The organism is Aeromonas sp. Marseille-Q5825 (genome assembly GCF_946892685.1).
In the GTDB taxonomy this organism is placed as follows: domain Bacteria; phylum Pseudomonadota; class Gammaproteobacteria; order Enterobacterales; family Aeromonadaceae; genus Aeromonas; species Aeromonas rivipollensis.
The window spans coordinates 45,948-65,846 of record NZ_CAMPOU010000007.1 but is presented as its reverse complement, the minus strand read 5'-3'; the positions used below and the strand labels follow the sequence as shown (position 1 = coordinate 65,846).

Sequence of the window (19,899 nt, the reverse complement as noted above, 5' to 3'; positions counted from 1 at the left end):
GCGTGGCGGGATTATAAACCGGAACGGGGTCAATTCCTTGATTTCACATCACTATCAGGGCATCTGTTCGAACAGCACCAGGGCATGGGGGGCCACGGTCACCCGCGCCCTCTCCCCTTCAAGAGGCTCCCCTATGCTGGCCTCCAGCACCTGACCGGCGCACTCCACCAGCACCCGGCAGTGATGGCCGAGGAACTGCTGCTCCCGCACCAGCAAGTCGCCGTCAGCGGCGGCTGCCAACGCCAACTGCTGGGGCCTGAGCATCAGCTGCAGCCGCTCTCCCGGGACGCGACCGTGCGGCTCATGGCCACAGATGACCCCGAGCGATGTCTGCACGCAGTGGCTGTCCACCACCTCGGCCGCCAGATAGTTGACCCCGCCGAGAAACTCCGCCACGAAGCGGTTCTCGGGGCGGCGATAGAGCTGCTCCGGCTGCCCCACCTGCTCGATATGACCGGCCCGGAACAGCGCCAGCCGATCGGCGAAGGCGAACGCCTCCTCCTTGCTGTGGCTGACGAAGATGGCGCCGATTCCCTGACGCTTGAGCAGGGCGCGGATCTCCAGGATCAGCTTCATCCTCACCTGGGTGTCGATGTTGGAGAAGGGCTCGTCCAGTAGCATCAACTTGGGCTTGCAGACCAGGGCGCGAGCGATGGCAACCCGCTGCTGCTGGCCACCGGAGAGCTGATGGGGATAGCGATCCCCCAGCCCCTGCAGGTTGACCAGGGTCAGCGCCTCGTCGATCTGCTGCTGGCGGCTGTCGCGAGGCACCCGGGTCAGCCCGAAGCCGATGTTCTCGGCCACCGTCAGATGGGGGAAGAGGGCGTAATCCTGAAAGATCATGCCGATGTGGCGACGCTCAGGCGAGACCGTCACGCCGGGCCCATCCAGCAGGGTATCCCCCAGACGAATGCTGCCCTCCGCCAACGGCAGCAGGCCGGCGACCGCCTTGAGCAGCGTGGTCTTGCCACAGCCACTCGCTCCGAGCAGGCAGACGATCTCGTTGTCGGCCACCGTCAGGGAGAGCTGTTCCAGCACGTTCTGGCCGTTGTAACGGCAGCTTACCTTCTCTACTTGCAAGCAAGACACGACTCGGTTCCTCTCGTGTTAAATTCAGCGCAGCCACTCGCTACCAAGCTCAGGCAGACGATCTCGTTGTCGGCCACCGTCAGGGAGAGCTGCTCCAGCACGTTCTGACCGTTGTAACGGCAGCTTACCTTCTCTACTTGCAAGCAAGACAAGACAGACTTCCTCTCGTTTCTGGCGGTGCGCTGCCTTTCGGTCAAGCACACCGCATGCAATTTCATTGGCCGACGTGGCGACTCAATGCCCCGGGCTGTCCAGGCTGCGGTTGACCCAGATAAGCGGCACCAGCCCCACCAGCACTATGACGATGGCGCCGAGCGCCCCCCGCTCCAGCATCTCGTCCGAGACGAACTGGTAGACGTGGGTGGCCAGGGTCTCGAAGTTGAACGGCCGCAGCAGCAAAGCCGCGGGCAGCTCCTTCATGGATTCGATGAACACCAGCATGGCACCGGCAAAGAGGCCGCGTCTCACCAGGGGCAGATGCACCCGGCGCAGCATGCCCCCTGTCCCCAGCCCCAGGGAGCGGGCCGCCATGTCGAGGCTGGGGGAGATCTTGCCCATGCTGCTCTCCACCGAGCCGATGGCGATGGCCACGAAGCGCACCAGGTAGCCAAATACGATGGCGGTGAGGGTGCCGGTCAGCAGCAGGCCGGGCCCTTGCATCCCGAGCCACTCGGCCAGATCGTTGAGACCAAAGTCGAGCGCCGTCAGCGGTACCAGTACCCCGATGGCCAGCACTGTGCCCGGCATGGCATAGCCGGTGGCGGCGATGCGCAGGGGCAGCAGGCTGCGGGGGCCGCCATCGAGGCGGCGGAAGAAGCCGAGCAACAGGGCTATGGCCATGGCGAGCAGGGCAGTCAGTGCCGAGATGAGCAGACTGTTGCCAGCGAAACGCACGAATTCCGGCGTCCACGACAGTGCGAAATAGCGCACCCCGTAGTCCAGCAGTATCACGAACGGCAGGCCGAAACCGGCCAGCACCAGCCCCCAGCACCAGAGCCCGGCCAGCAGACGGCTGGCCCCCTTGAGGGGGTAGCGCAGGGGCTGCTCATGGCCCATGGATTTCTGGAACACCTGCTGACGCTGGCGGGAACGGCGCTCCAGGGCGATGAGCAGCACCACAGCCAGCAGCATCAGGCAGGAGAGCCGGGCGGCTGTGGCCAGGCTGCCATAGCCGAGCCAGGTGTCGTAAATGGCCGTCGTCAGGGTGTTGATGGCAAAGAAGTGGACGGTGGCGAAGTCTGCCAGTGTCTCCATCGCCACCAGCGACGCTCCCACCATGATGGCAGGACGGGCCAGGGGCAAGCTGAGGCGACGAAAGCTCTGCCAGGGGGTGCAACCGAGCAATCGGCTGGAGTGGATCAGGCTGACTGACTGCTCCAGGAAGGAGGCGCGCGCCAGCAGATAGACATAGGGGAAGAGCACCAGCGCCAGCACCCAGGCGGCACCGCCCAGGGAGCGGATGGCCGGGAACCAGTAATCGGCCGGGCTCTGCCAGTCAAACAGGGATCTCAGCCCCGCCTGCAGCGGGCCCGAGTAGTCGAGCAGGTCGGTATAGACGTAAGCCACTATGTAGGAGGGCATGGCCATGGGCAGCATCAGCGCCCACTGCAGGGCGCGGCGCCCCGGCACCTGGCACATGGCGACCAGCCAGGCGGTGGGCACCCCGAACAGCAGGCTGAGCAGCACTACCCCCAGCACCAGCCCTGAGGTGTTGCCAAGGTAATCGAGCAGTACCGTATCGGCGAGGTGGCGAAACAGGTCTCCGTCTGCCGAGAAGGCAGAGAAGATGAGGGCAAGCACCGGTAAACCCAGCAGCAGGGCGGTGGCCCAGCTGCCGGCAATCCATCCAAAATTTTTCATGAGACCACAGCGATTGATGGGGCCTTAGGCCCCATCTGATTACAAGTCGAATTTCACTTCATCCAGCAGCTGCAAGGCGTCCTTGCGGTGCTTGGCATAGTCGCTGACCGGCATGGGGTCAGACTTGAAACTACCCCAGGACTTGACCATGGCGGAAGGCTCGACCCCGGCCTTGACCGGATACTCGGCATTCACGTCCGCATACATATGCTGGGCGGTATCGCCAGAGAGGAACTCCATCAGCTTCTGGGCGGCTTCCTTGTTCTTGGCGTACTTGGTCATGGCCACGCCGCTCACGTTGACGTGGGCACCGCGATCAGCCTGGTTCGGGAAGTTGATGTAAACCGCCTCGGCCCAGGATTTCTGCGCTGGATCTTTCAGCATGGCGCCCAGGTAATAGCTGTTGCCGAGGGAGACATCACAGATACCGTCCTTGATCGCCTTGACCTGATCCCGGTCGTTGCCTTGCGGCTTGCGCGCCAGGTTGGCCTTGACCCCTTCCAGCCAGGTCTTGGTGTCCGCCATGCCGTGATGGGCAATCATGGACGAAACCAGCGCCACATTGTACTCGTGCTTGCCGCTGCGGGTACAAATTTTTCCTTTGAATTCAGGCTTGACCAGATCTTCGTAGCGGATGGTGTCGAGCTTGCCGAGACGATCCTTGCTGGAGTAGATGGCGCGCACCCGGGTGGTCAGGGCGAACCACTTGTTGTCCGGATCGCGATAGATGGAGGGGATGTTCTCCTGCAGCGTCTTGCTGTCCACCGGCTGCACCAGATCCTTGTCCACCAGATCGGTCAGACGGCTGATGTCGACGGTCAGCATCAGATCCGCCGGGGAGAGCTTGCCTTCGCGCTCCAGGCGCTCGTTCAGCCCCTCTTTGGCAAACACCACGTTGACCTTGATCCCGGTCTCTTTCTCGAACTGCTGGATGATGGGCTTGATCAGCTCATCCTGCCGATTGGAGTAGACATTCACTTCAGCGGCGGCAAAGGCCGACTGGGCGATCAGCGAGGAGAACAGCAGCGCCAACATCTTCATTTTCATCATCCATTCCTTGTCTGTGCATAAAGTGATAACTATTTTCGTTTGCATTCTGCATGAATCAGGATGAGAGGATCAAGGCGGTTTGCAGAGGTAAGGCCACATATTTAATCGTCGCCAAAACAAAAAGACCGGATGGAATCCCACCCAGTCTCTCCATGATCACGCATTCTCTTTTGCTATCGGCCCGGCAGGGCCTGAGCGCTCAACCCGGTCGGCTCAGTGGCCGGGGCCCTGGCGCGGCATCACAGCGCCTCGTCGTCGCTCTCGCCAGTACGGATACGCACTGCCTGCAGCAGGTCATAGACGAAAATCTTGCCGTCCCCTATCTTGCCGGTATAAGCCGCCTTGCAGATGGCCTCGATCACCCCTTCCACGTTCTCGTCGGCGGTGGCGATCTCCAGCTTTACCTTCGGCAGGAAGTCGACCTGGTACTCGGCACCCCGGTATAATTCGGTGTGCCCCTTCTGGCGACCGAAGCCCTTGACCTCGGACACGGTCAGACCCTCGACCCCCAAGTTGGCGATGGCCTCGCGCACGTCGTCCAACTTGAAAGGTTTGATAATCGCAGTAATCAGCTTCATCTGGTTGCTCCCAATCCATGGTATGTCACGAATGGGTCATCAATTCTTGTGCCAAGTATTTTTATTGTTTATTTTCATAAAGATAGCCATTAACCCTTGAGCCGTTTCGGCCCAGGATCACCAAGGAAGCGCATCTCGCCCCATAATGAGGCACCAAGCTGCACCAGACTCCCTTGATGCACCAAATGAGAGCATCACCCCATGTTAGTCATCTCCAACAGCGTGATCATTCCCTGGCATGAGCTGCAGTTTCAGACCATGCGCGCCCAGGGTGCCGGGGGCCAGCACGTCAACAAGACGGACTCCGCCGTCTGGCTGCGCTTCGATTATCGCGACTCCCCCAGCCTGCCGGATCTCTACAAGGAGGGGCTGGAGAAACTCGCCGACAGCCGGGTTCACGATGGTTTCATCCAGATCAGGGTCGAGACCCACCGCAGCCAGGACATGAACCGCAAGGAGGCCATGAGCCGCCTGACCGAACTGCTGAAAAAGGCCGCCTGGCGCCCCAAGGCCCGCCATGCCACCAAGCCGACCCGCAGCTCCCAACGCAAGCGGGTCGACGCCAAGAAGCGCAAGGGCGAGATCAAGTCGGCCCGTGGCAAGCCCGGGATGGAGTGAGCCGTTCAGGCCGAGGAAGAGAGATTCATGAGATACAGCTTTTGTGACAGCGCCCAGGGCCCGCTGCTGGTCGCCATCGACCAGGATGGCCTGCGCTTCGTGGAGTTCGTGCGGGGGGAGCAGCCGGTGACCCCCAGGGCGCAGTGGCAGCGGGACGATGTGGCCCTGGCCCCCTACCTAGAGCAGTTCGAGGCCTACTTTGCCGGCCGGCTGCGGCGCTTCACGCTGCCGCTCGCCGCCAGAGGCACCCCCTTCCAGCAGTCGGTGTGGCGCGCCCTGTGCGACATCCCCTACGGCGAGACCGTCAGCTACCTCGAGATAGCCCAGGCCATCGGCAACCCCAAGGCGGTGCGGGCCGTCGGGGCGGCCAACGGCCGCAACCCGCTCAGCATCATAGTGCCCTGCCACAGGGTGATAGGCAGCAGCGGCGCGCTGACGGGGTACGCCGGCGGCATCCCCATCAAGCGCTGGCTGCTGGCGCTGGAGCAACAGACTGTCGACAACTTCACACTGACTCCCTGACCCCTGGTTAGCCGGCGGCATCCCGTTCACAACACTGGTTGCTGGCGCTGGAACAACAGACTGTCGACCACTTCACACTGACTCCCTGACCCCTGGTTAGCCGGCGGCATCCCGTTCACAACACTGGTTGCTGGCATTGGAGCAACAGACTGTCGACCACTTCACGCTGACTCCCTGACCCCTGGTTAGCCGGCGGCATCCCGTTCACAACACTGGTTGCTGGCGCTGGAACAACAGACTGTCGACCACTTCACGCTGACTCCCTGACCCTTGGTTAGCCGGCGGCATCCCGTTCACAACGCTGGTTGCTGGCACTGAATCTGGAGAACAGAGGCTTCGAGCTGACGCCGCCGGGCGTTTAGCAAAATGAACATAGTATGAAGAATCGCCTCAGAAGGGCTTCAGACTGGGAAAGGCATGATGCACTCACACTTGGATGGCACGGCTCATCCCTCATTCAAGTGGCACCCATGTGACGCTTCCAATCTGTCTTTTTCCCCGCGCCTCCTCTGAGGCGCTTTTTTTTTGCCCGACAACGGCCACAAGAAAGCCCGCCGAAGCGGGCTTTGATCTGAAGACGCTAGCCTCGAGGGCACTCAGAGGGCGAGGAACAGACCCGCGAGCGAGGCGCTCATCAGGTTTGCCAGCACCCCCGCCAGGATGGCGCGCATGCCGTAACGAGCGATGAAGGACTTGCGCTCCGGCACCATGGCCCCCAGGCCACCGATGAGGATCGCCATGGAGGAGATGTTGGCGAAACCGCACAGGGCGAAGGTAACTATGGCCTTGCTCGACTCGTCCAGCGTCTGATCCTGCACCAGGGCGATGAAGGCGACGAACTCGTTGATGACAATCTTGGTGCCGATAAGCGCCCCGGCCGCCTGGGCCTGATCCCAAGGCACGCCGATCAGCCAGGAGACGGGGGCGAACAGCCAGCCCAGGATGATCTGGAAGCTCAGATCCAGCCCCACCAGATCACCGGCCCAGCCCAGCAGGCCGTTGAGCATAGCAATCACGCCGACGAAGGCCAGCAGGGTCGCGCCCACCGCCACAGCGATATTGAGGCCGGACATGGCGCCATCGGCCGCCGCTTCGATCACGTTGGTGGCGCGGGGGATCTCCACGTCCTGATGGTGATCCACCTCATCGGCACCGGGCGGCACCAGGATCTTGGCCATGGCCAGACCGGCAGGCGCCGACATGAAGGCGGCGGCGATCAGGTATTTCAGTTCGACCCCTATGCTGGCATAGCCCACCAGGGTGCCACCGGCCACTGAGGCGAGACCGCAGCTCATCACCGCGAAGAACTGGGAGTCAGACATCTTGGAGAGGTAGGGCTTGACCACCAGAGGCGCCTCCACCATGCCGACGAAGATGTTGGCGGTGGCGGAGAGACTCTCGGCACGGCCGGTGCCCAGCAGCTTCTGCAGGCCGCCTCCCAGCAGGGCGATGACCCGCGGCATGATGCCGATGTGGTAGAGGATGGCGATCACCGCGGAGAAGAAGATGATGACCGGCAGCACGTTGAACGCGAAGATGAAGCCCAGCTTGAACTTGGCCAGGTCGCCGAACAGGAAGGCGATCCCCTCCTGACCGTAGCCGATCACGCTGCTGACGCTCTCGCTGACGCCGTTGAGCACGCTCTGACCGGCGGGCAGCCAGAGCACCAGGGCGGCGAAGAGGACTTGCAGGCAGAGGGCGAGACCCACTGTTCTCAACGGGATACGACGACGATTATCAGAACAGAGTGCGGCTAGTGCCAGGATACTCAAGATGCCGAGCAGGGCGATCATAGGGATTCCATCTAGTGGGACTGAAGATGGGCGCGGATTCTGCTCCCCTGCCCCCATCACTGCAAGCCCACCTGGTTACAACTCTGTTAGCAAAAACGTTTGCACGATATCGGTTGCGCCAACTGGCTGATTTGGCTCGTGTTTGGTATCAGGCGAAAGTCAGTGTTCTTGTATGGAAACGATTATTCCTCCACACCGGACAATCTGCCCCCAAGCCAGGGGGCCAGCCGCTGCGCCCAATAGGGCTCGGGGCCGAAGCTCTCCTTGAGGAAGTCGATGAAGAGGCGGATCTTGGGATCCAGGTGCTCGCGCCTGGCATAGACGGCGTGCACCGCCATCTTCTGGTTCGGGCGCCACTGGGGCAGCAGGGGAATGAGCTGACCGGATTGCAGCTCCTTGTCCAGCAGGTAGTTGGCAACATAGGCAATGCCGAGCCCGGCCAGGGCGGCGTCCCGCACCGCCTCCGCCAGATCCACCCTGTAGTTGCCGGCCACCTGCACCGTCTGGCGCTCCTTGCCCTGGCGAAACGACCACTCGTGGTAGCGCCGCTCCCGGCTCTGGTAGGTGATGCAGTTGTGCCTGGCCAGATCCCTGGGGTGCAGCGGGGTGCCGTGGCTCAGCAGATAGTCCGGCGAGGCCACCAGCACGAAGTGGATATCCGCCAGCCGCTGCCCCACCAGCGCCTCCGGCTTGTCCTCGTAGGTGGTGATCCAGAGATCCAGCCCCTCATCCACCAGGTTGGTGCGGTGATCGAATAGGGAGACTTCCAGCTCCAGATCGGGGTAGCGCGCCTGGAATGCCTTGAGCCGCGGGATCACGTGCAAGCGGCCGAAGGACTGGCCCACTCCCAGGTGCAGCACGCCGCTCACCTTGCCGCGCCGCTCCGCCACCATGGAGTCCGCCTCCAGGGCCACCGCCACCAGGGCGCGGCAGTGACGGGCATACTCCTGACCGAGTTCGGTCAGGGAGAAGCGGCGGGTGGTGCGTTGCACCAGTTGGGCCCCGAGCTCTGTCTCAAGCTGGGCCAGCTGCTTGCTGATGTGGGACTTGGATACCCCGAGCCGCCGCGCGGCGGCAGAGATGCCCTGCTCGCGGACCAGGGCATCGAAGATCACCATTTGGGGAAGACGTTGCAGCACGGGATAACCAGAGTGAGTGGCGGGCCCCCATTATTCCAGAGCCGCCCGCCAGGGGGTAGGGTCAGCGTCCCAGCGCCTGGATCAACTGCTCCTTGAGGGGATCATCGGCCGGATTCTGGTTGGCGCCATAACTCGCAATCAGCTTGCCATCGCGGCCCACCAGGTATTTGTGGAAGTTCCAGTTGGGCGCATCCCCATCGGCGGCGGCCGCCAGTCCCTTGAACAGGGGCACCGCATCGGCGCCACGCACCGAGACCCGGTTGAACATGGGGAAGGTCACACCGTAATCCCGGCGGCACACCTCGGCGGTCTTGTTCTCGTTGCCCGCCTCCTGCCAGAAGTCGTTGGAGGGGAACCCCAGCACCATCAAGCCCTTGTCCTTGTAGCTCTGATAGAGCACCTCCAGATCCCGGAACTGGCCGCTGTAGCCACAATAAGAGGCGGTATTGACCACCAGCACCACCTTGCCCTCGGTCAGCTGGCAGAGGTTGTGACGCTGGGTATTGTTGAGCTCCCGCATCTCCACATTGAAGTAGTCGGGACAGGCGGCAGATGCCGCGCCAGATCCGAGCAACAGCAGCAGGGTGAACCATTTCATTGACGTGACTCCTCGGGTTTTCTCCATCATACGCGAGATCCCCGAACAAGGTTCAGGGATCAGTGCAGCGGGATCCCGGTCAACCAGCCGTGGCCCCAGAAAATGAGCAGGGCCGTGAGCGCCAGACCGGCGCCCACGCTGATCCCCGTCCCCTGCCAGGTGGCCGCCGGCCTCGGCTTGGTGCGCCAGTCCCGCACCGATATCCAGACGATGCTGACCAGCGCCCAGGCGCCCAAGCCCCCGAACAGCACCAGGGAGCGTGCCTCGCTGTTGACCGCCAGATGGGCGCAGGCCCAGAGCAGGGTGCCGAGCAGTTGGGGGTGTACCAGCCAACGGCGCAGGTGGTTGGCCCCCTGGCCGGCGCACAGCAGGATCAGCGCAACCGGCATAACCGCCATCACCAGCATGGGCCCCCAGGCGGGCGGGAAGTAGAGCGGCATGGGGCTGGCGCTGCGCCAGCCGGCGAGAATGCAGCCGATGGCGACGAACACCAGCAGCGAGAAGAGTCCCTTGTAACGGTTCTCCCCCAGCCGATCGCGCAAGCGGGCACGGTGCGCCGCGGCGAAGCAGGGATAGAGATGGATAAGGGTAAATAGCAGTACCCCCAGGGTCAGCAAGATCATGGGTTGCTCCTTGCACGTTGCCCCTCAGTATGGGGGGGATCACTATGCCGCAAAGGCCACTGGCAGAATACAAAAACCATATAAAAGACAGCAGGATAATAAAAAAGCCGATCCTGGGATCGGCAAGGTGCGTCAGAGGGTCCGCCCTCAGGCGAGCAACCACATCCGCTACACGGGGCTGGGTGTGGCCGGTGACGGGCACCGGCCAGAAGAGGGTTAACGACGCAGCAGGTAGAGGGCGGCGACGTTGCGGGCCGTGAGCTGCAGGTTGGTGGTGGCGGTTGCGATCGCCTCCGGCAGGGACATGGCCCGGTTGACCACGGCGAACACGGCGTCGATGCCATGGTCATGGACCACGCCGCAATCGTCGGTGAGGCAGCCAGCGATACCGATCACCGGCTTGCCAAACTGCTTGGCGCAGCGTGCGACACCGATTGGCGTCTTGCCGTGAATGGTCTGGCTGTCGATGCGCCCTTCCCCTGTGATGACGAGATCCGCGTCGGCTACTTCATCGGCCAGCTTCAAGGCTTCGATCACTATCTGGATGCCGGGCTTGAGCTCGGCCCCGAGCAGGCCCACCAGGGCAGCGCCCATGCCACCGGCAGCGCCCGCCCCCGGCAGTTCCTTCACCTGCTTGCCGAGGGCCTGCTCGATGCAGTCGGCGTAGTGGGCCAGATTGGCGTCCAGCTGCTGCACCATCTCGGGGGTCGCCCCCTTCTGCGGGCCGAACATCGCAGAGGCGCCTTTCGGGCCGCACAGCGGGTTGTTCACATCGCAGGCCACCTCGATGACCAGCTCGCCCAGGCGGGGATCCAGCCCGCTCAGATCTATGGTGGCAAGCTCGGCGAGACCTGCGCCACCCAGGGCTATGGGGGTGCCATCTTCTTTCAAGAGCTTGCCGCCGAGCGCCTGGATCATGCCGGCACCGCCGTCGTTGGTGGCACTGCCACCGATGCCGAGGATGAGATGAGTGACCCCCATTTCCAGCGCGGCCAGGATCAGCTCACCTGTCCCCAGGCTGGAGGTGAGCAGCGGGTTGCGCTGCTCCGGTGCCACCAGATGGATACCTGAGGCCGCCGCCATCTCGATGACGGCACGCTTGCCATCACCCAGCAGACCGACGAAACCCTGCACCTTGTTGCCAAGGGGCGCGGTCACCTCGACCGGCAGTATGTGACCACCGGTGGCATCCACCAGGGACTGCACTGTGCCCTCGCCGCCATCGGCCATGGGTAATTTGACATAGGTGGCATCCGGCAGCACCAGCTTGAAACCGGCCTCGATGGCATCGGCCACCGCCATGGCGCTCAGACTCTCCTTGAATGAATCGGGGGCAATAACAATTTTCATATCAATTCCTTAGGCGAGGCCAAACACGCCAAACATCAGGGTGGAGACAGTTGCAATGGTCAGACCGACCGCAGTTTCGTACGGAATGAGCTTGAGGCGCTCACCCACCCCCATGTGGACGCTGCCACCGGTGGCATGGAAGAAGGAGCCGTGGGGCATGTGGTCAAATACGGTGGCTCCGGCATGGATCATGGCGGCCCCCGCCAGACTGCTGATACCCAGCTCGATCAGGGTGGAGCTGAACACGTTGGAGGCCACCACGGTGCCTGCCGTGGTCGAGGCGGTCGCCAGCGACATCAGGGCGCCCGAGATGGGGGCCAGCAGGTAGGAAGGCAGACCTGAGGCGGTCAGGCCGCTGATCAGCACATCCTTCAGACCCGAGTTGGCGATGATGCCCGCCAGGGTACCCGTCCCCAGCAGCATGATGGCCACCGGCGCCATGCGGGCCAGACCCGAGACGGCAAACTGGTTCACCTTGCTGAACTTGCCCATCATCAGGGCGCCGACCAGGCCGCCGAGGGGCAGGGCGATGAGGGGATCCACGACTATACCGGCCACCGGGCGCAGGGCCAGCAGCAGTATGGCGACCAGGGGGGCGCTGATGGCGGCGAAGAAGCCGGGCAGCTTGCCACCGTCAAAGTTCACCACCTCGTCGGCCGCGACCTTGCTGCCCCGATTATTGAGGCGCTTGGCCAGCCAGTAGGCCATCACCAGACCGAACAGGCCCGGGATGATACCAGCCGCCATCACTGAGGTGAGGGGCAGATGGAAGGCGTCTGACGCGGCTATGGCATTCGGGTTGGGGGACATGACGTTGCCCGCCTTGCCGCCCCCTATCATGGCCAGCAGTATGGCGGCCTTGGAGAGATCGGCGCGACGGGCGATGGCGAGCGCTATGGGGGCGACAGTGATAACGGCCACGTCCACGAAGACGCCGACCGCGGTCAGGATCAGGGTGGCCAGCGCCAGCGCCAGCAGGGCACGGGTCTCGCCGAGCTTGCGGACTATGGTCTCGGCGATGGTGGTGGCGGCCCCCGATTCGATCAAGACGCCTGCCAGCACACCGGCCGCCAGGATCCGCATCACGGCCGTGGTGATCCCCTGGGCGCCGCCGATCATCAGGGCGACGGTCTGGGTCAGGTCGGCGCCGCCGATCAGGCCACCGGCCAGGGCACCGACTATCATGCCGTAGGCGGGCGGCACCTTCTTCAGAATGAGGAAGATGGCGATGGAGAGCGCAGCGAGAGCACCGAGCGCGGATACAGGGATCATGACGGGCACCTTGAGTGGAAGTAAGTGGCGGCCATTATGGTGATCCCCGCCCGGAATGCTTTGGCGGAAAAGCCAAAGCTTGTGCTTCAGTAGCCTTCTATTTTGTTCATATGAACAAATCAGCCGTCGAGATTGAGCCCGAGATAGAGCAGGAACTTGTCATCTAACTTGTTGAAACTTAAGCCCGTTATCTGCTCTATCCGGGTCAGGCGATAGCGCAGGGTGTTGGGGTGGATGAACAGCGTTTCGGCACAGGGATGCAGATCACAATCCTGCAAGAAATATTGGCGCAGTGTCTTTTGCAGCGTTCCCTTTGCATCCTCCTTTGCCAGCTTGAGCAGGGGAGCCCGCAGCTGATCCGCCTGCCAGGAGTCCGCCAGGCTGCCGAGCAGCACCGGCAGGCGGTAATCCTCGAAGAAGTAGACCTGCTTGCGCGGCGCCTGGCTCATGCCGCGGCGCAGGGTGTCGCGGGCTGTCTGGTAGGAGCGCGCCAATCCGCCCGTCCCGCCGAAGTAATCACCCACCCCGATGCGCACCTTGAAATGGGGAATGCGGGCCAGCAGCTGCTTGATGCGGCTGCGCTCCTGCGCCGATTGCCAGATGCCGTCGCTGAGCTGGGCCGGCTTGAGCACCACTATCTCGTCCAGGCCGTTGATGGCCACCAGATTGTCCCGCTCCGGATTCTCCAGCAAGTGCACCAGCTCCCGCAGCCGGGCGGGATCGGCCTCCTCCAGCGCCAGCACGGCGACGACGCGAGGCTGGGCCAGATCGAGATCGAGGAAGCGGGCCGCCTGCTGCAGCTGATCGGCCCGTCCCTCGCCGCGGATGAGCTGCAGCACCAGCTCCTCCTTGTGGCGCTTGTCCCACTGCAACTGCTCGGTGAGCGCCGCCTGCTCCAGGATCAGCTCGGCTGTCATCCGCACCAGCTCGGCGTAAGCACGCACTTCCTCCGGATCCCCCGAGATGCCGATGACCCCGAGCAGCTCCCCCTGATAGGCGATGGGCAGGTTGATGCCGGGCCTCACCCCCTTGAGCTGCTGGGCGGTCGCTTCGCTGATCTCCACCACCCGATTCTCGGTCAGCGCCAGCACGGCCCCCTCGTGACGTTGATGGAGCCGCTCCGGGTTGCCGGAGGCTATGATAAGGCCGCGTTCGTCCATCACGTTGACCGAGAACGACAGTATCTTCATCGCCCGGCTCACTATCTGACGGGCAAGGGTGTCATTGAGCTGCATAACATCTCCGGATAGATAGCAGAGGGTTGCCGGAGGCGATGATTAGACGATGCTCGTCCATCACCTTGACCGAGAACGACAATATCTTCATCGCCCGGCTCACTATCTGACGGGCAAGGGTGTCATTGAGCTGCATTGCCTCTCCATACCATTCGTTGACAGGGCCCCCGGGTGGCCTGGATCGGGGGGACAGACCCGTTAAAGATCCCACATCATCAAGACAAGCGCGGGGGGGATCGCTAGAATAGGCCACTTTACGCTATCTGTGCCCCACCCTGGATCATGGATCCGGCGTCACGCCGCTCCGTGTTGTGGTGGCTCCACCCTTCCGATAGGGACTCCGCTATGGACTATGAATTTCGCCGCGACCCGTTCGGTGGCTATCGCGCCCGGTTCTCCATGGGCCATGAGGCCATAGGTCAGTGGCTGATCGATGAAGTTGGCAAGGATGAGGAGACCCTCGACGAGCTCTTCTCCATCATCGACCAGCTCTCCAATCGAACCCGCACGGAGTACAGGCGTCACGGCGGTGACTATTCGCTGCTGCTCACCCCTGAGGAGGCCGAGGTGAAAGCCAACGTCCTCAATATCGAGCTGGATGAGGATCTCGACGATCTCGCCTACTACGATGATGAGCAGCTGGCCATGTGCGGACTGGAAGACTTTGCCCAGGTGCTCGGCTCCTGGCGCGCCTTTATCCGCAACGAGGATATGGGCTGAATACCCACATTTCGGGCGAGCATGCCCCTTGCAACCCAACAGGATTGACTATGTCCATTTACGATTTTGATGACGAACTGCCGGAAGACGAAGAACAGGAATCCAGCCAGAAAGCCGCCGTGCCTGCCAAGAAGAAGGGCAAGCAGGTGATGAATACCCAGGTCAACCTGAGCCCGCGCGATGCCAGCCGCCTGAACGGCTTGCACGTCGAAGCCATCACCACCCTGGACGACGTCAGCCTGCCGAAGAACGTCATCTTCAAGGCCGGCCTCATCGCCCTGGGCGAGCTGGAAGCGACCAAGCGCGCCGACATCATAGCCCGCGTCATCGCCGAATCCGGCCGTTAATCTGGCTTGGGCCCCTTGATCCGGGCCACCATCTATCCCAAAGCCGGAGCCTTTGCTCCGGCTTTTTTATTGTCCAGACCGGCCAGAACCATCGGCAAGAAGGAGCACGCCAGGGCTCCGACCAGTCCATTGCGCCTTGTGCGAGAGACAGAGGCTGGTTAAGGTGCGCCCCTTGGAACCCAAAAGGAGACTCAATGTTACCACTCCCTGACACCCTCATCTGGCTCGCTCTGGGACTGGCCGTACTGCTCTGCCTGGCCCGCCAGCAGAGGAGCGGTCTGATCCTGCTGGGGGTCGCCCTGCTGACCGCCCTCTGGCTGGAACGACTCAGCCCCGTCGCCGCGCTGGTCAGCCTCGCCGGTCTCTTGCTGGCCTGGCGCACGCCCCGCCTGCCCCAACCCTGGCGTGGCGTCGCACTGACGCTGGTGCTGCTGTGGGCCATGGCCCTGACGCTGCACCTGGTGCCGGGCTTTGACAACCTCAAGGTGCTGGATCGGGTACAGGCCGGCCCCGCCAGCGTCCCCTTCACCCTCTACCTCAATCTGGACAAGCCGCTCATCTTCTTCGGCCTGCTGCTGGCCTGGCCCGCCCTGCTCGGCCCGGGCGGCACTATGCGCTGGCGACCGCTGGCCCTGCTCATACTGCCGCTGGCGGCCCTGCTGATCACCGCCTGGCAACTGGGGGCACTCAAGCCCGACGTGGGGCTGCCCCACTGGTGGTGGCTGTTCGCGTTCAACAACCTGGTGTTCACCTGCGTGGCGGAAGAGGCGCTGTTTCGCGGCCTCATCCAGCAAGGGGCGGCGAGTCACAGCAAGCCCTGGCTCGGTCTCTTGATTGCCAGCCTGCTGTTCGGAGCCGCGCACCTGGCCGGTGGTCCGCTGCTGGTGCTGTTTGCCGCCCTGGCGGGAGCCTGCTACGGCCTGGCATTCCAGCTCAGCGGCCGCCTGAGCGTCGCCATACTGCTGCACTTCCTGTTCAACTTCGCCCACCTGGCCCTGTTCACCTACCCGCTGGCCAGCCGCTAGATACGGAGGCAGGCTCTCGCCGGATAAAAAAATGCCCCGAACCTGTGGGTTCGGGGCATTTTCATCGTATCCGGAAGCTAGTCGACGTAGAAGGTCTGCTGGAAGGTCAGCGTCTGCTGCTGCCCCTCCCCCATGATCTTCAGGGTGAACTGGTAGGTGTCCTCGTTCCGGTAGGGCAGCACCGCCAGGTAGTAAATGGAATCCCCCTCCTTCACCTCCTGGAAGCTCAGGATACGTATGGTGCCGGTGAGGTTCTTGGCCTCGCCGCTGATGCCCACCGCCTGAGCCACCCCTTGCTTGTTCTGCACCGCAATGTTGACGATGCCGTTGTAGCGGCTGCGCTCCAGGCCATAGGCCTTGGCCACCTCAGGGGTGAGGAAGCTGGAGTTGAAGGCGCTGTAGTGCACCTGCCAGGGGCCCAGCTCCTTCATCTGCTCGGCCCGCACCGGCAGCGTCATCAAGAGCGCCAGCAGGCAGCTCATCCAGACTGTTTTCATGATGTTATCCTTCTCCTGTTCCACTCTCCAGCAGGGCGGCGATCTCGGCGGGGATCTGCCTCGGTGCCTCTATGGCGACCGTCTTGTGCCGTCCCAGCTCCCCCCGCACTATGCGGACCTGCCCCTTGGCCACCTTGCACTGCTTGGCCAGATACTTGATCAGATGGCTGTTCGCCTGACCATCCACCGGCGGCGCCGTGATGGCCACTTTCAGCTCGTCCCCGTGCAAGCCGACGATCTGATCCCGGCTCGCCTTGGGCTGGATCATCAGGTGCAGTATCAGCGCGTCCCCTTCCAGCAGGACGGCTGGCATCAGATCATCCACCACAGCTGACCGAACAGATCCCCCAACAGATAGTTTATGGCCTGCAGCGCGATGAAGGCGACCAGCACGGAGAGATCCAGGCCACCCAGCGCCGGCAGTATGCGGCGGATAGGTGCCAGGAAGGGTTCGGTCAGCTGATGCATCACGTACTCGATGGGGTTGCGGCCCTGGCTGACCCAGCTCAGGATGGCGCGGATCAGCAGCACCCAGAAGATCATGGAGCCTGTCTTCTTCAGAATGGTAAGCACGGCAAACAGGCTGAGGGTCAGCCAGTCGGTCAGCAGCACGTTCATGCTCTTGAGCAGCGCCAGCTTGGCGAAGGCGATGATGAGCGCCAGCAGTACCGAGGCCATGTCCAGCCCGCCGAAGCCGGGGATGATGCGGCGCAGCGGGATCACCAGGGGGTTGGTCACCTTGACCACCATCTGGCTCATGGGGTTGTAGAAATCGGCGCGGGCCCACTGCAACCAGACTCGCAGCAGCACCACCATGAGGTAGAGATCAAAAATCGTGTTAATCAAAAAGTAAGCCGTGTTCATCCGGGCTCCTTGCTAAAAAAGGTTCAGAAAAGGGTTTCCATCTCGGCAGCCCGGGTGACGGCCGCCTGCATGGCACGAGCGGTCAGTGGCTTCAGCCCCTGCTCCTGGAATGTCTTGACGGCCTCGGCCGTGGTGCCGCCCTTGCTGGTGACCTGCTCGCGCAGGGCCTGCAGGGAGAGCTCGGGGTTCTGCTCCACCATGGCGGCGGCGCCAAGGGCGGTCTGCTGCACCAGCAGACGGGCCTGCTCGGGAGTGAAGCCCATGGCTTCCGCCTCCTCGGCAATCCCCTGCATGAACAGGAAGAAATAGGCCGGGGCACTGCCCGCAGCGGCGATGACGCCGTTGATGCCGCTCTCCTGCGCGACCCAGAGGGTCTTGCCGACGGCCTGCATCATCTGCTCGGCGAAGTCGCGATCCGCCTGCGCTATGCCGGTCGGGGCATAGAGGCCCGTCATCCCCAATCCCAGCAGGGAAGGAGTATTGGGCATGGTGCGGATGATGCGGGCATGTCCCCCCGCCATCTCCTGCAACCGCTCGACCTTGATACCGGCGGCGATGGAGACGAGCAGCTTGCCTTCGAGGGAGCCCAGCTCGGCCACCAGTGCCTCCAGCATGGCCGCCATCAGCTGGGGTTTGACCGCCAGCACTATGACCTCGGCCTCACGGGCCGCCTCGGCGTTGTTCTGGGTGATGCGGATGCCGAACTGGTCAGCCAGCTCGTCCAGCTTGGGCCGGCTGGGGTTGGCGGCGGTGATCCGCTCGGCCGGATAACCGGCCTGGATCAGACCGGCAATGATGCTGCGGCTCATGTTTCCCGCCCCGATGAAGGCGAGGGTTCTATGTTGCATCAAACACTCCTGTTATTGGCTGCCAACACGGCGGTTCACCTGCGCCGACGAAGGCGAAGGCAGGTTGCACCCCGTGCTTCTGTTTATGAGTAATCGCGGGCACCGAAGATGGCGGTGCCGACCCGGACCATGGTGCTGCCATGGGCGACGGCGGCCTCGAGATCCTCGGTCATGCCCATCGAAAGGGTGTCGACGCTCGGGTATTGTTGCGCAAGCTCGGTGAACAGAGCCTGCATGCGCCGCATCTGCGCGGCCAGAACCGCCTCGTCGCTGGTGTGCTCCGGGATCGCCATCAGGCCACGCAGCACCAGTCGCTCGCTCTGGTCAACCAGGGCGGCCAGCCGGAAAATCTCTTGCTCCGACGTACCGGATTTGCTGCTCTCTCCGCTAATATTGATTTGCAGACAGACATTTAGCGGTGCCAACCCTACTGGACGCTGGTTGTTGAGGCGCTCGATGAGTTTGTCACGATCGACGCTTTGCACCCAATCGAATCGCTCCGCCACCTGCCTGGATTTGTTCGATTGCAGCGGGCCGATAAAGTGCCACTCTATGTCTTGGCAGGCCGCCTGCTCACGCAGGGTATCTATCTTGAGCGCGGCCTCCTGGGCATAGGATTCGCCAAAGCGGCGCTGACCGGCGGCATAGGCGGCCTGGATGTCTTCAAGCGGCTTGGTCTTGCTGACCGCAAGCAGCTGGATATGATCGGCGCCACGGCCAACGCGCCTGGCGGCCTGTACAATACGTTCCTTTACCTGAAGCAGGTGCTGGGCAATCTGGCTCATATTTCGTTCGTGATCTTGTGATGGGAGAATAACAAATCTATGGATATCACAGAGTTATTGGCTTTCAGTGTAAAGCATAAGGCCTCGGATCTACACCTCTCGGCCGGGGTTCCCCCGATGATCAGGGTTGATGGGGAGGTTCGCAAGATCAATTTGCCCGCCCTGGATCACCGTGAAGTGCACGCCCTCATCTACGACATCATGAACGACCACCAGCGCAAGGAGCTGGAGGAGAATTTCGAGGTGGACTTCTCCTTCGAGGTGCCCGGCATGGCGCGCTTCCGGGTCAACGCCTTCCAGCAGTCGCGGGGCTCTGGCGCCGTGTTTCGTACCATACCGAGCACAGTCCTGACCCTGGAAGATCTGGGGGCGCCGGAGATGTTTCGCAAGATAGCGGAGTTTCCCCGCGGCCTGGTGCTGGTCACGGGCCCGACCGGTTCGGGCAAGTCCACCACGCTCGCGGCCATGGTCGATTACATCAACGACAACTTCCACCACCACATCCTCACCATCGAGGATCCCATCGAGTTCGTGCACGAGAACAAGCGCTGCCTGGTCAACCAGCGCGAGGTGCATCGCGATACCAAGAGTTTCGCCAACGCCCTGCGCTCGGCCCTGCGTGAAGATCCGGACATCATTCTGGTGGGGGAAATGCGCGATCTGGAGACCATACGCCTGGCCATGACGGCGGCGGAGACGGGCCATCTGGTGTTCGGCACCCTGCACACCTCGTCGGCGGCCAAGACCATAGACAGGATCATCGACGTCTTCCCCGGCTCGGAGAAGGACATGGTGAGATCCATGCTCTCCGAGTCCCTGCGGGCTGTCATCTCCCAGACCCTGCTCAAGCGGATCGGCGGCGGCCGGGTGGCGGCCCACGAGATCATGCTGGGGATCCCGGCGGTGCGAAACCTGATCCGGGAAGACAAGGTCGCCCAGCTCTACTCCATCATCCAGACCGGGATGACCCACGGCATGCAGACCATGGATCAGAGCCTCAAGCAGCTGGTCAACCGGGGCGTCGTTGCCGCCCTCGATGCCAAGGCCAAGGCGGCCGATCCCAACAGCATTTAAGACGCTTCCACA

Annotated in this window: 23 protein-coding genes; 6 read left to right on the top strand and 17 right to left on the bottom strand. The window is 62.7% G+C overall.

From position 1 onward, the window contains the following. Positions 1-54 precede the first annotated feature (54 nt). From OC537_RS18450 to glnK, 4 genes are all read right to left on the bottom strand, one after another. Positions 55-1,089: an ABC transporter ATP-binding protein gene (locus OC537_RS18450; RefSeq protein WP_262113453.1), complete on the bottom strand. Its 1,035-nt coding sequence runs from the start codon at positions 1,087-1,089 to the stop codon at positions 55-57. Between the two features lie 234 nt (positions 1,090-1,323). After that, entirely contained in the window at positions 1,324-2,949 is a 1,626-nt protein-coding gene (locus OC537_RS18440) for an ABC transporter permease (protein WP_262113450.1), read from the bottom strand. Between the two features lie 39 nt (positions 2,950-2,988). Continuing rightward, on the bottom strand, positions 2,989-3,996 hold the full coding sequence (locus OC537_RS18435) for a Fe(3+) ABC transporter substrate-binding protein (protein ID WP_163149534.1): 1,008 nt from the start codon (positions 3,994-3,996) through the stop codon (positions 2,989-2,991). A gap of 242 nt (positions 3,997-4,238) precedes the next feature. Continuing rightward, the gene (gene glnK, locus OC537_RS18430; RefSeq protein ID WP_005332325.1) at positions 4,239-4,577 is read right to left on the bottom strand and encodes a P-II family nitrogen regulator; all 339 of its coding nucleotides are present in this window, start codon (positions 4,575-4,577) and stop codon (positions 4,239-4,241) included. A 201-nt stretch (positions 4,578-4,778) separates the two neighbouring features. Here glnK and arfB point away from each other — a divergent pair, with 201 nt between their 5' ends. Together arfB and OC537_RS18420 are read left to right on the top strand one after the other, a co-directional pair. Then, on the top strand, positions 4,779-5,195 hold the full coding sequence (gene arfB, locus OC537_RS18425; RefSeq protein WP_262113446.1) for an alternative ribosome rescue aminoacyl-tRNA hydrolase ArfB: 417 nt from the start codon (positions 4,779-4,781) through the stop codon (positions 5,193-5,195). A gap of 27 nt (positions 5,196-5,222) precedes the next feature. Then, on the top strand, positions 5,223-5,717 hold the full coding sequence (locus tag OC537_RS18420) for a methylated-DNA--[protein]-cysteine S-methyltransferase (protein ID WP_262113444.1): 495 nt from the start codon (positions 5,223-5,225) through the stop codon (positions 5,715-5,717). A 596-nt stretch (positions 5,718-6,313) separates the two neighbouring features. Here the strand turns inward: OC537_RS18420 and OC537_RS18415 are convergent. The 8 genes from OC537_RS18415 to OC537_RS18380 form a co-directional block, all read right to left on the bottom strand. After that, positions 6,314-7,510, bottom strand: a complete 1,197-nt coding sequence (locus tag OC537_RS18415) for a NupC/NupG family nucleoside CNT transporter (protein WP_111912147.1) — start codon at positions 7,508-7,510, stop codon at positions 6,314-6,316. A 182-nt stretch (positions 7,511-7,692) separates the two neighbouring features. Next, entirely contained in the window at positions 7,693-8,628 is a 936-nt protein-coding gene (locus tag OC537_RS18410) for a LysR family transcriptional regulator (protein ID WP_262113793.1), read from the bottom strand. A gap of 82 nt (positions 8,629-8,710) precedes the next feature. Continuing rightward, the gene (locus OC537_RS18405; RefSeq protein ID WP_262113442.1) at positions 8,711-9,247 is read right to left on the bottom strand and encodes a glutathione peroxidase; all 537 of its coding nucleotides are present in this window, start codon (positions 9,245-9,247) and stop codon (positions 8,711-8,713) included. Positions 9,248-9,306: 59 nt separating this feature from the next. After that, positions 9,307-9,870, bottom strand: coding sequence for an NnrU family protein (locus OC537_RS18400; protein ID WP_262113440.1), 564 nt, complete (start codon positions 9,868-9,870; stop codon positions 9,307-9,309). 216 nt (positions 9,871-10,086) lie between these two features. Further along, on the bottom strand, positions 10,087-11,220 hold the full coding sequence (locus OC537_RS18395) for a glycerate kinase (protein WP_262113438.1): 1,134 nt from the start codon (positions 11,218-11,220) through the stop codon (positions 10,087-10,089). Positions 11,221-11,229: 9 nt separating this feature from the next. Beyond that, a complete protein-coding gene (locus OC537_RS18390) occupies positions 11,230-12,492 on the bottom strand; it encodes a GntP family permease (protein ID WP_111912139.1) in 1,263 nt (420 codons plus the stop codon). A gap of 119 nt (positions 12,493-12,611) precedes the next feature. Then, a complete protein-coding gene (locus OC537_RS18385; RefSeq protein WP_262113434.1) occupies positions 12,612-13,727 on the bottom strand; it encodes a sugar diacid recognition domain-containing protein in 1,116 nt (371 codons plus the stop codon). Further along, entirely contained in the window at positions 13,714-13,863 is a 150-nt protein-coding gene (locus OC537_RS18380) for a sugar diacid recognition domain-containing protein (RefSeq protein ID WP_393935046.1), read from the bottom strand. Before OC537_RS18380 ends, OC537_RS18385 begins: the two co-directional genes overlap by 14 nt. A gap of 209 nt (positions 13,864-14,072) precedes the next feature. Between OC537_RS18380 and OC537_RS18375 the strand changes: the two genes are divergently transcribed. The 3 genes from OC537_RS18375 (at position 14,073) to OC537_RS18365 (ending at position 15,819) form a co-directional block, all read left to right on the top strand. Beyond that, positions 14,073-14,447 (top strand): YacL family protein, encoded by a 375-nt coding sequence (locus OC537_RS18375; protein ID WP_025325672.1) that lies wholly within the window; start codon positions 14,073-14,075, stop codon positions 14,445-14,447. 50 nt (positions 14,448-14,497) lie between these two features. Then, positions 14,498-14,794, top strand: coding sequence for a hypothetical protein (locus tag OC537_RS18370; RefSeq protein ID WP_005332293.1), 297 nt, complete (start codon positions 14,498-14,500; stop codon positions 14,792-14,794). Positions 14,795-14,988: 194 nt separating this feature from the next. Next, positions 14,989-15,819: a CPBP family intramembrane glutamic endopeptidase gene (locus OC537_RS18365; protein ID WP_262113429.1), complete on the top strand. Its 831-nt coding sequence runs from the start codon at positions 14,989-14,991 to the stop codon at positions 15,817-15,819. Positions 15,820-15,896: 77 nt separating this feature from the next. On the opposite strand, the gene OC537_RS18360 is transcribed toward OC537_RS18365, so the two are convergent. From OC537_RS18360 to OC537_RS18340, 5 genes are all read right to left on the bottom strand, one after another. After that, complete coding sequence (locus OC537_RS18360) at positions 15,897-16,316, bottom strand: DUF4426 domain-containing protein (RefSeq protein WP_234690130.1); 420 nt, start codon at positions 16,314-16,316, stop codon at positions 15,897-15,899. A gap of 4 nt (positions 16,317-16,320) precedes the next feature. Further along, positions 16,321-16,629 carry a DUF167 family protein YggU gene (gene yggU, locus OC537_RS18355; RefSeq protein WP_111912133.1) on the bottom strand — a complete coding sequence of 103 codons (309 nt, stop codon included), beginning with the start codon at positions 16,627-16,629 and terminating at the stop codon, positions 16,321-16,323. Next, the gene (locus OC537_RS18350) at positions 16,629-17,180 is read right to left on the bottom strand and encodes a YggT family protein (protein ID WP_025325667.1); all 552 of its coding nucleotides are present in this window, start codon (positions 17,178-17,180) and stop codon (positions 16,629-16,631) included. Before OC537_RS18350 ends, yggU begins: the two co-directional genes overlap by 1 nt. A 23-nt stretch (positions 17,181-17,203) precedes the next feature. Further along, the gene (gene proC, locus OC537_RS18345; protein WP_234690131.1) at positions 17,204-18,028 is read right to left on the bottom strand and encodes a pyrroline-5-carboxylate reductase; all 825 of its coding nucleotides are present in this window, start codon (positions 18,026-18,028) and stop codon (positions 17,204-17,206) included. A gap of 83 nt (positions 18,029-18,111) precedes the next feature. Continuing rightward, positions 18,112-18,813 (bottom strand): YggS family pyridoxal phosphate-dependent enzyme, encoded by a 702-nt coding sequence (locus OC537_RS18340; RefSeq protein ID WP_262113421.1) that lies wholly within the window; start codon positions 18,811-18,813, stop codon positions 18,112-18,114. Positions 18,814-18,852: 39 nt separating this feature from the next. On the opposite strand from OC537_RS18340, the gene tapT reads away from it, so the two are divergent. Continuing rightward, positions 18,853-19,887, top strand: coding sequence for a type IVa pilus ATPase TapT (gene tapT / locus OC537_RS18335; protein ID WP_111912129.1), 1,035 nt, complete (start codon positions 18,853-18,855; stop codon positions 19,885-19,887). Positions 19,888-19,899: the final 12 nt, after the last annotated feature.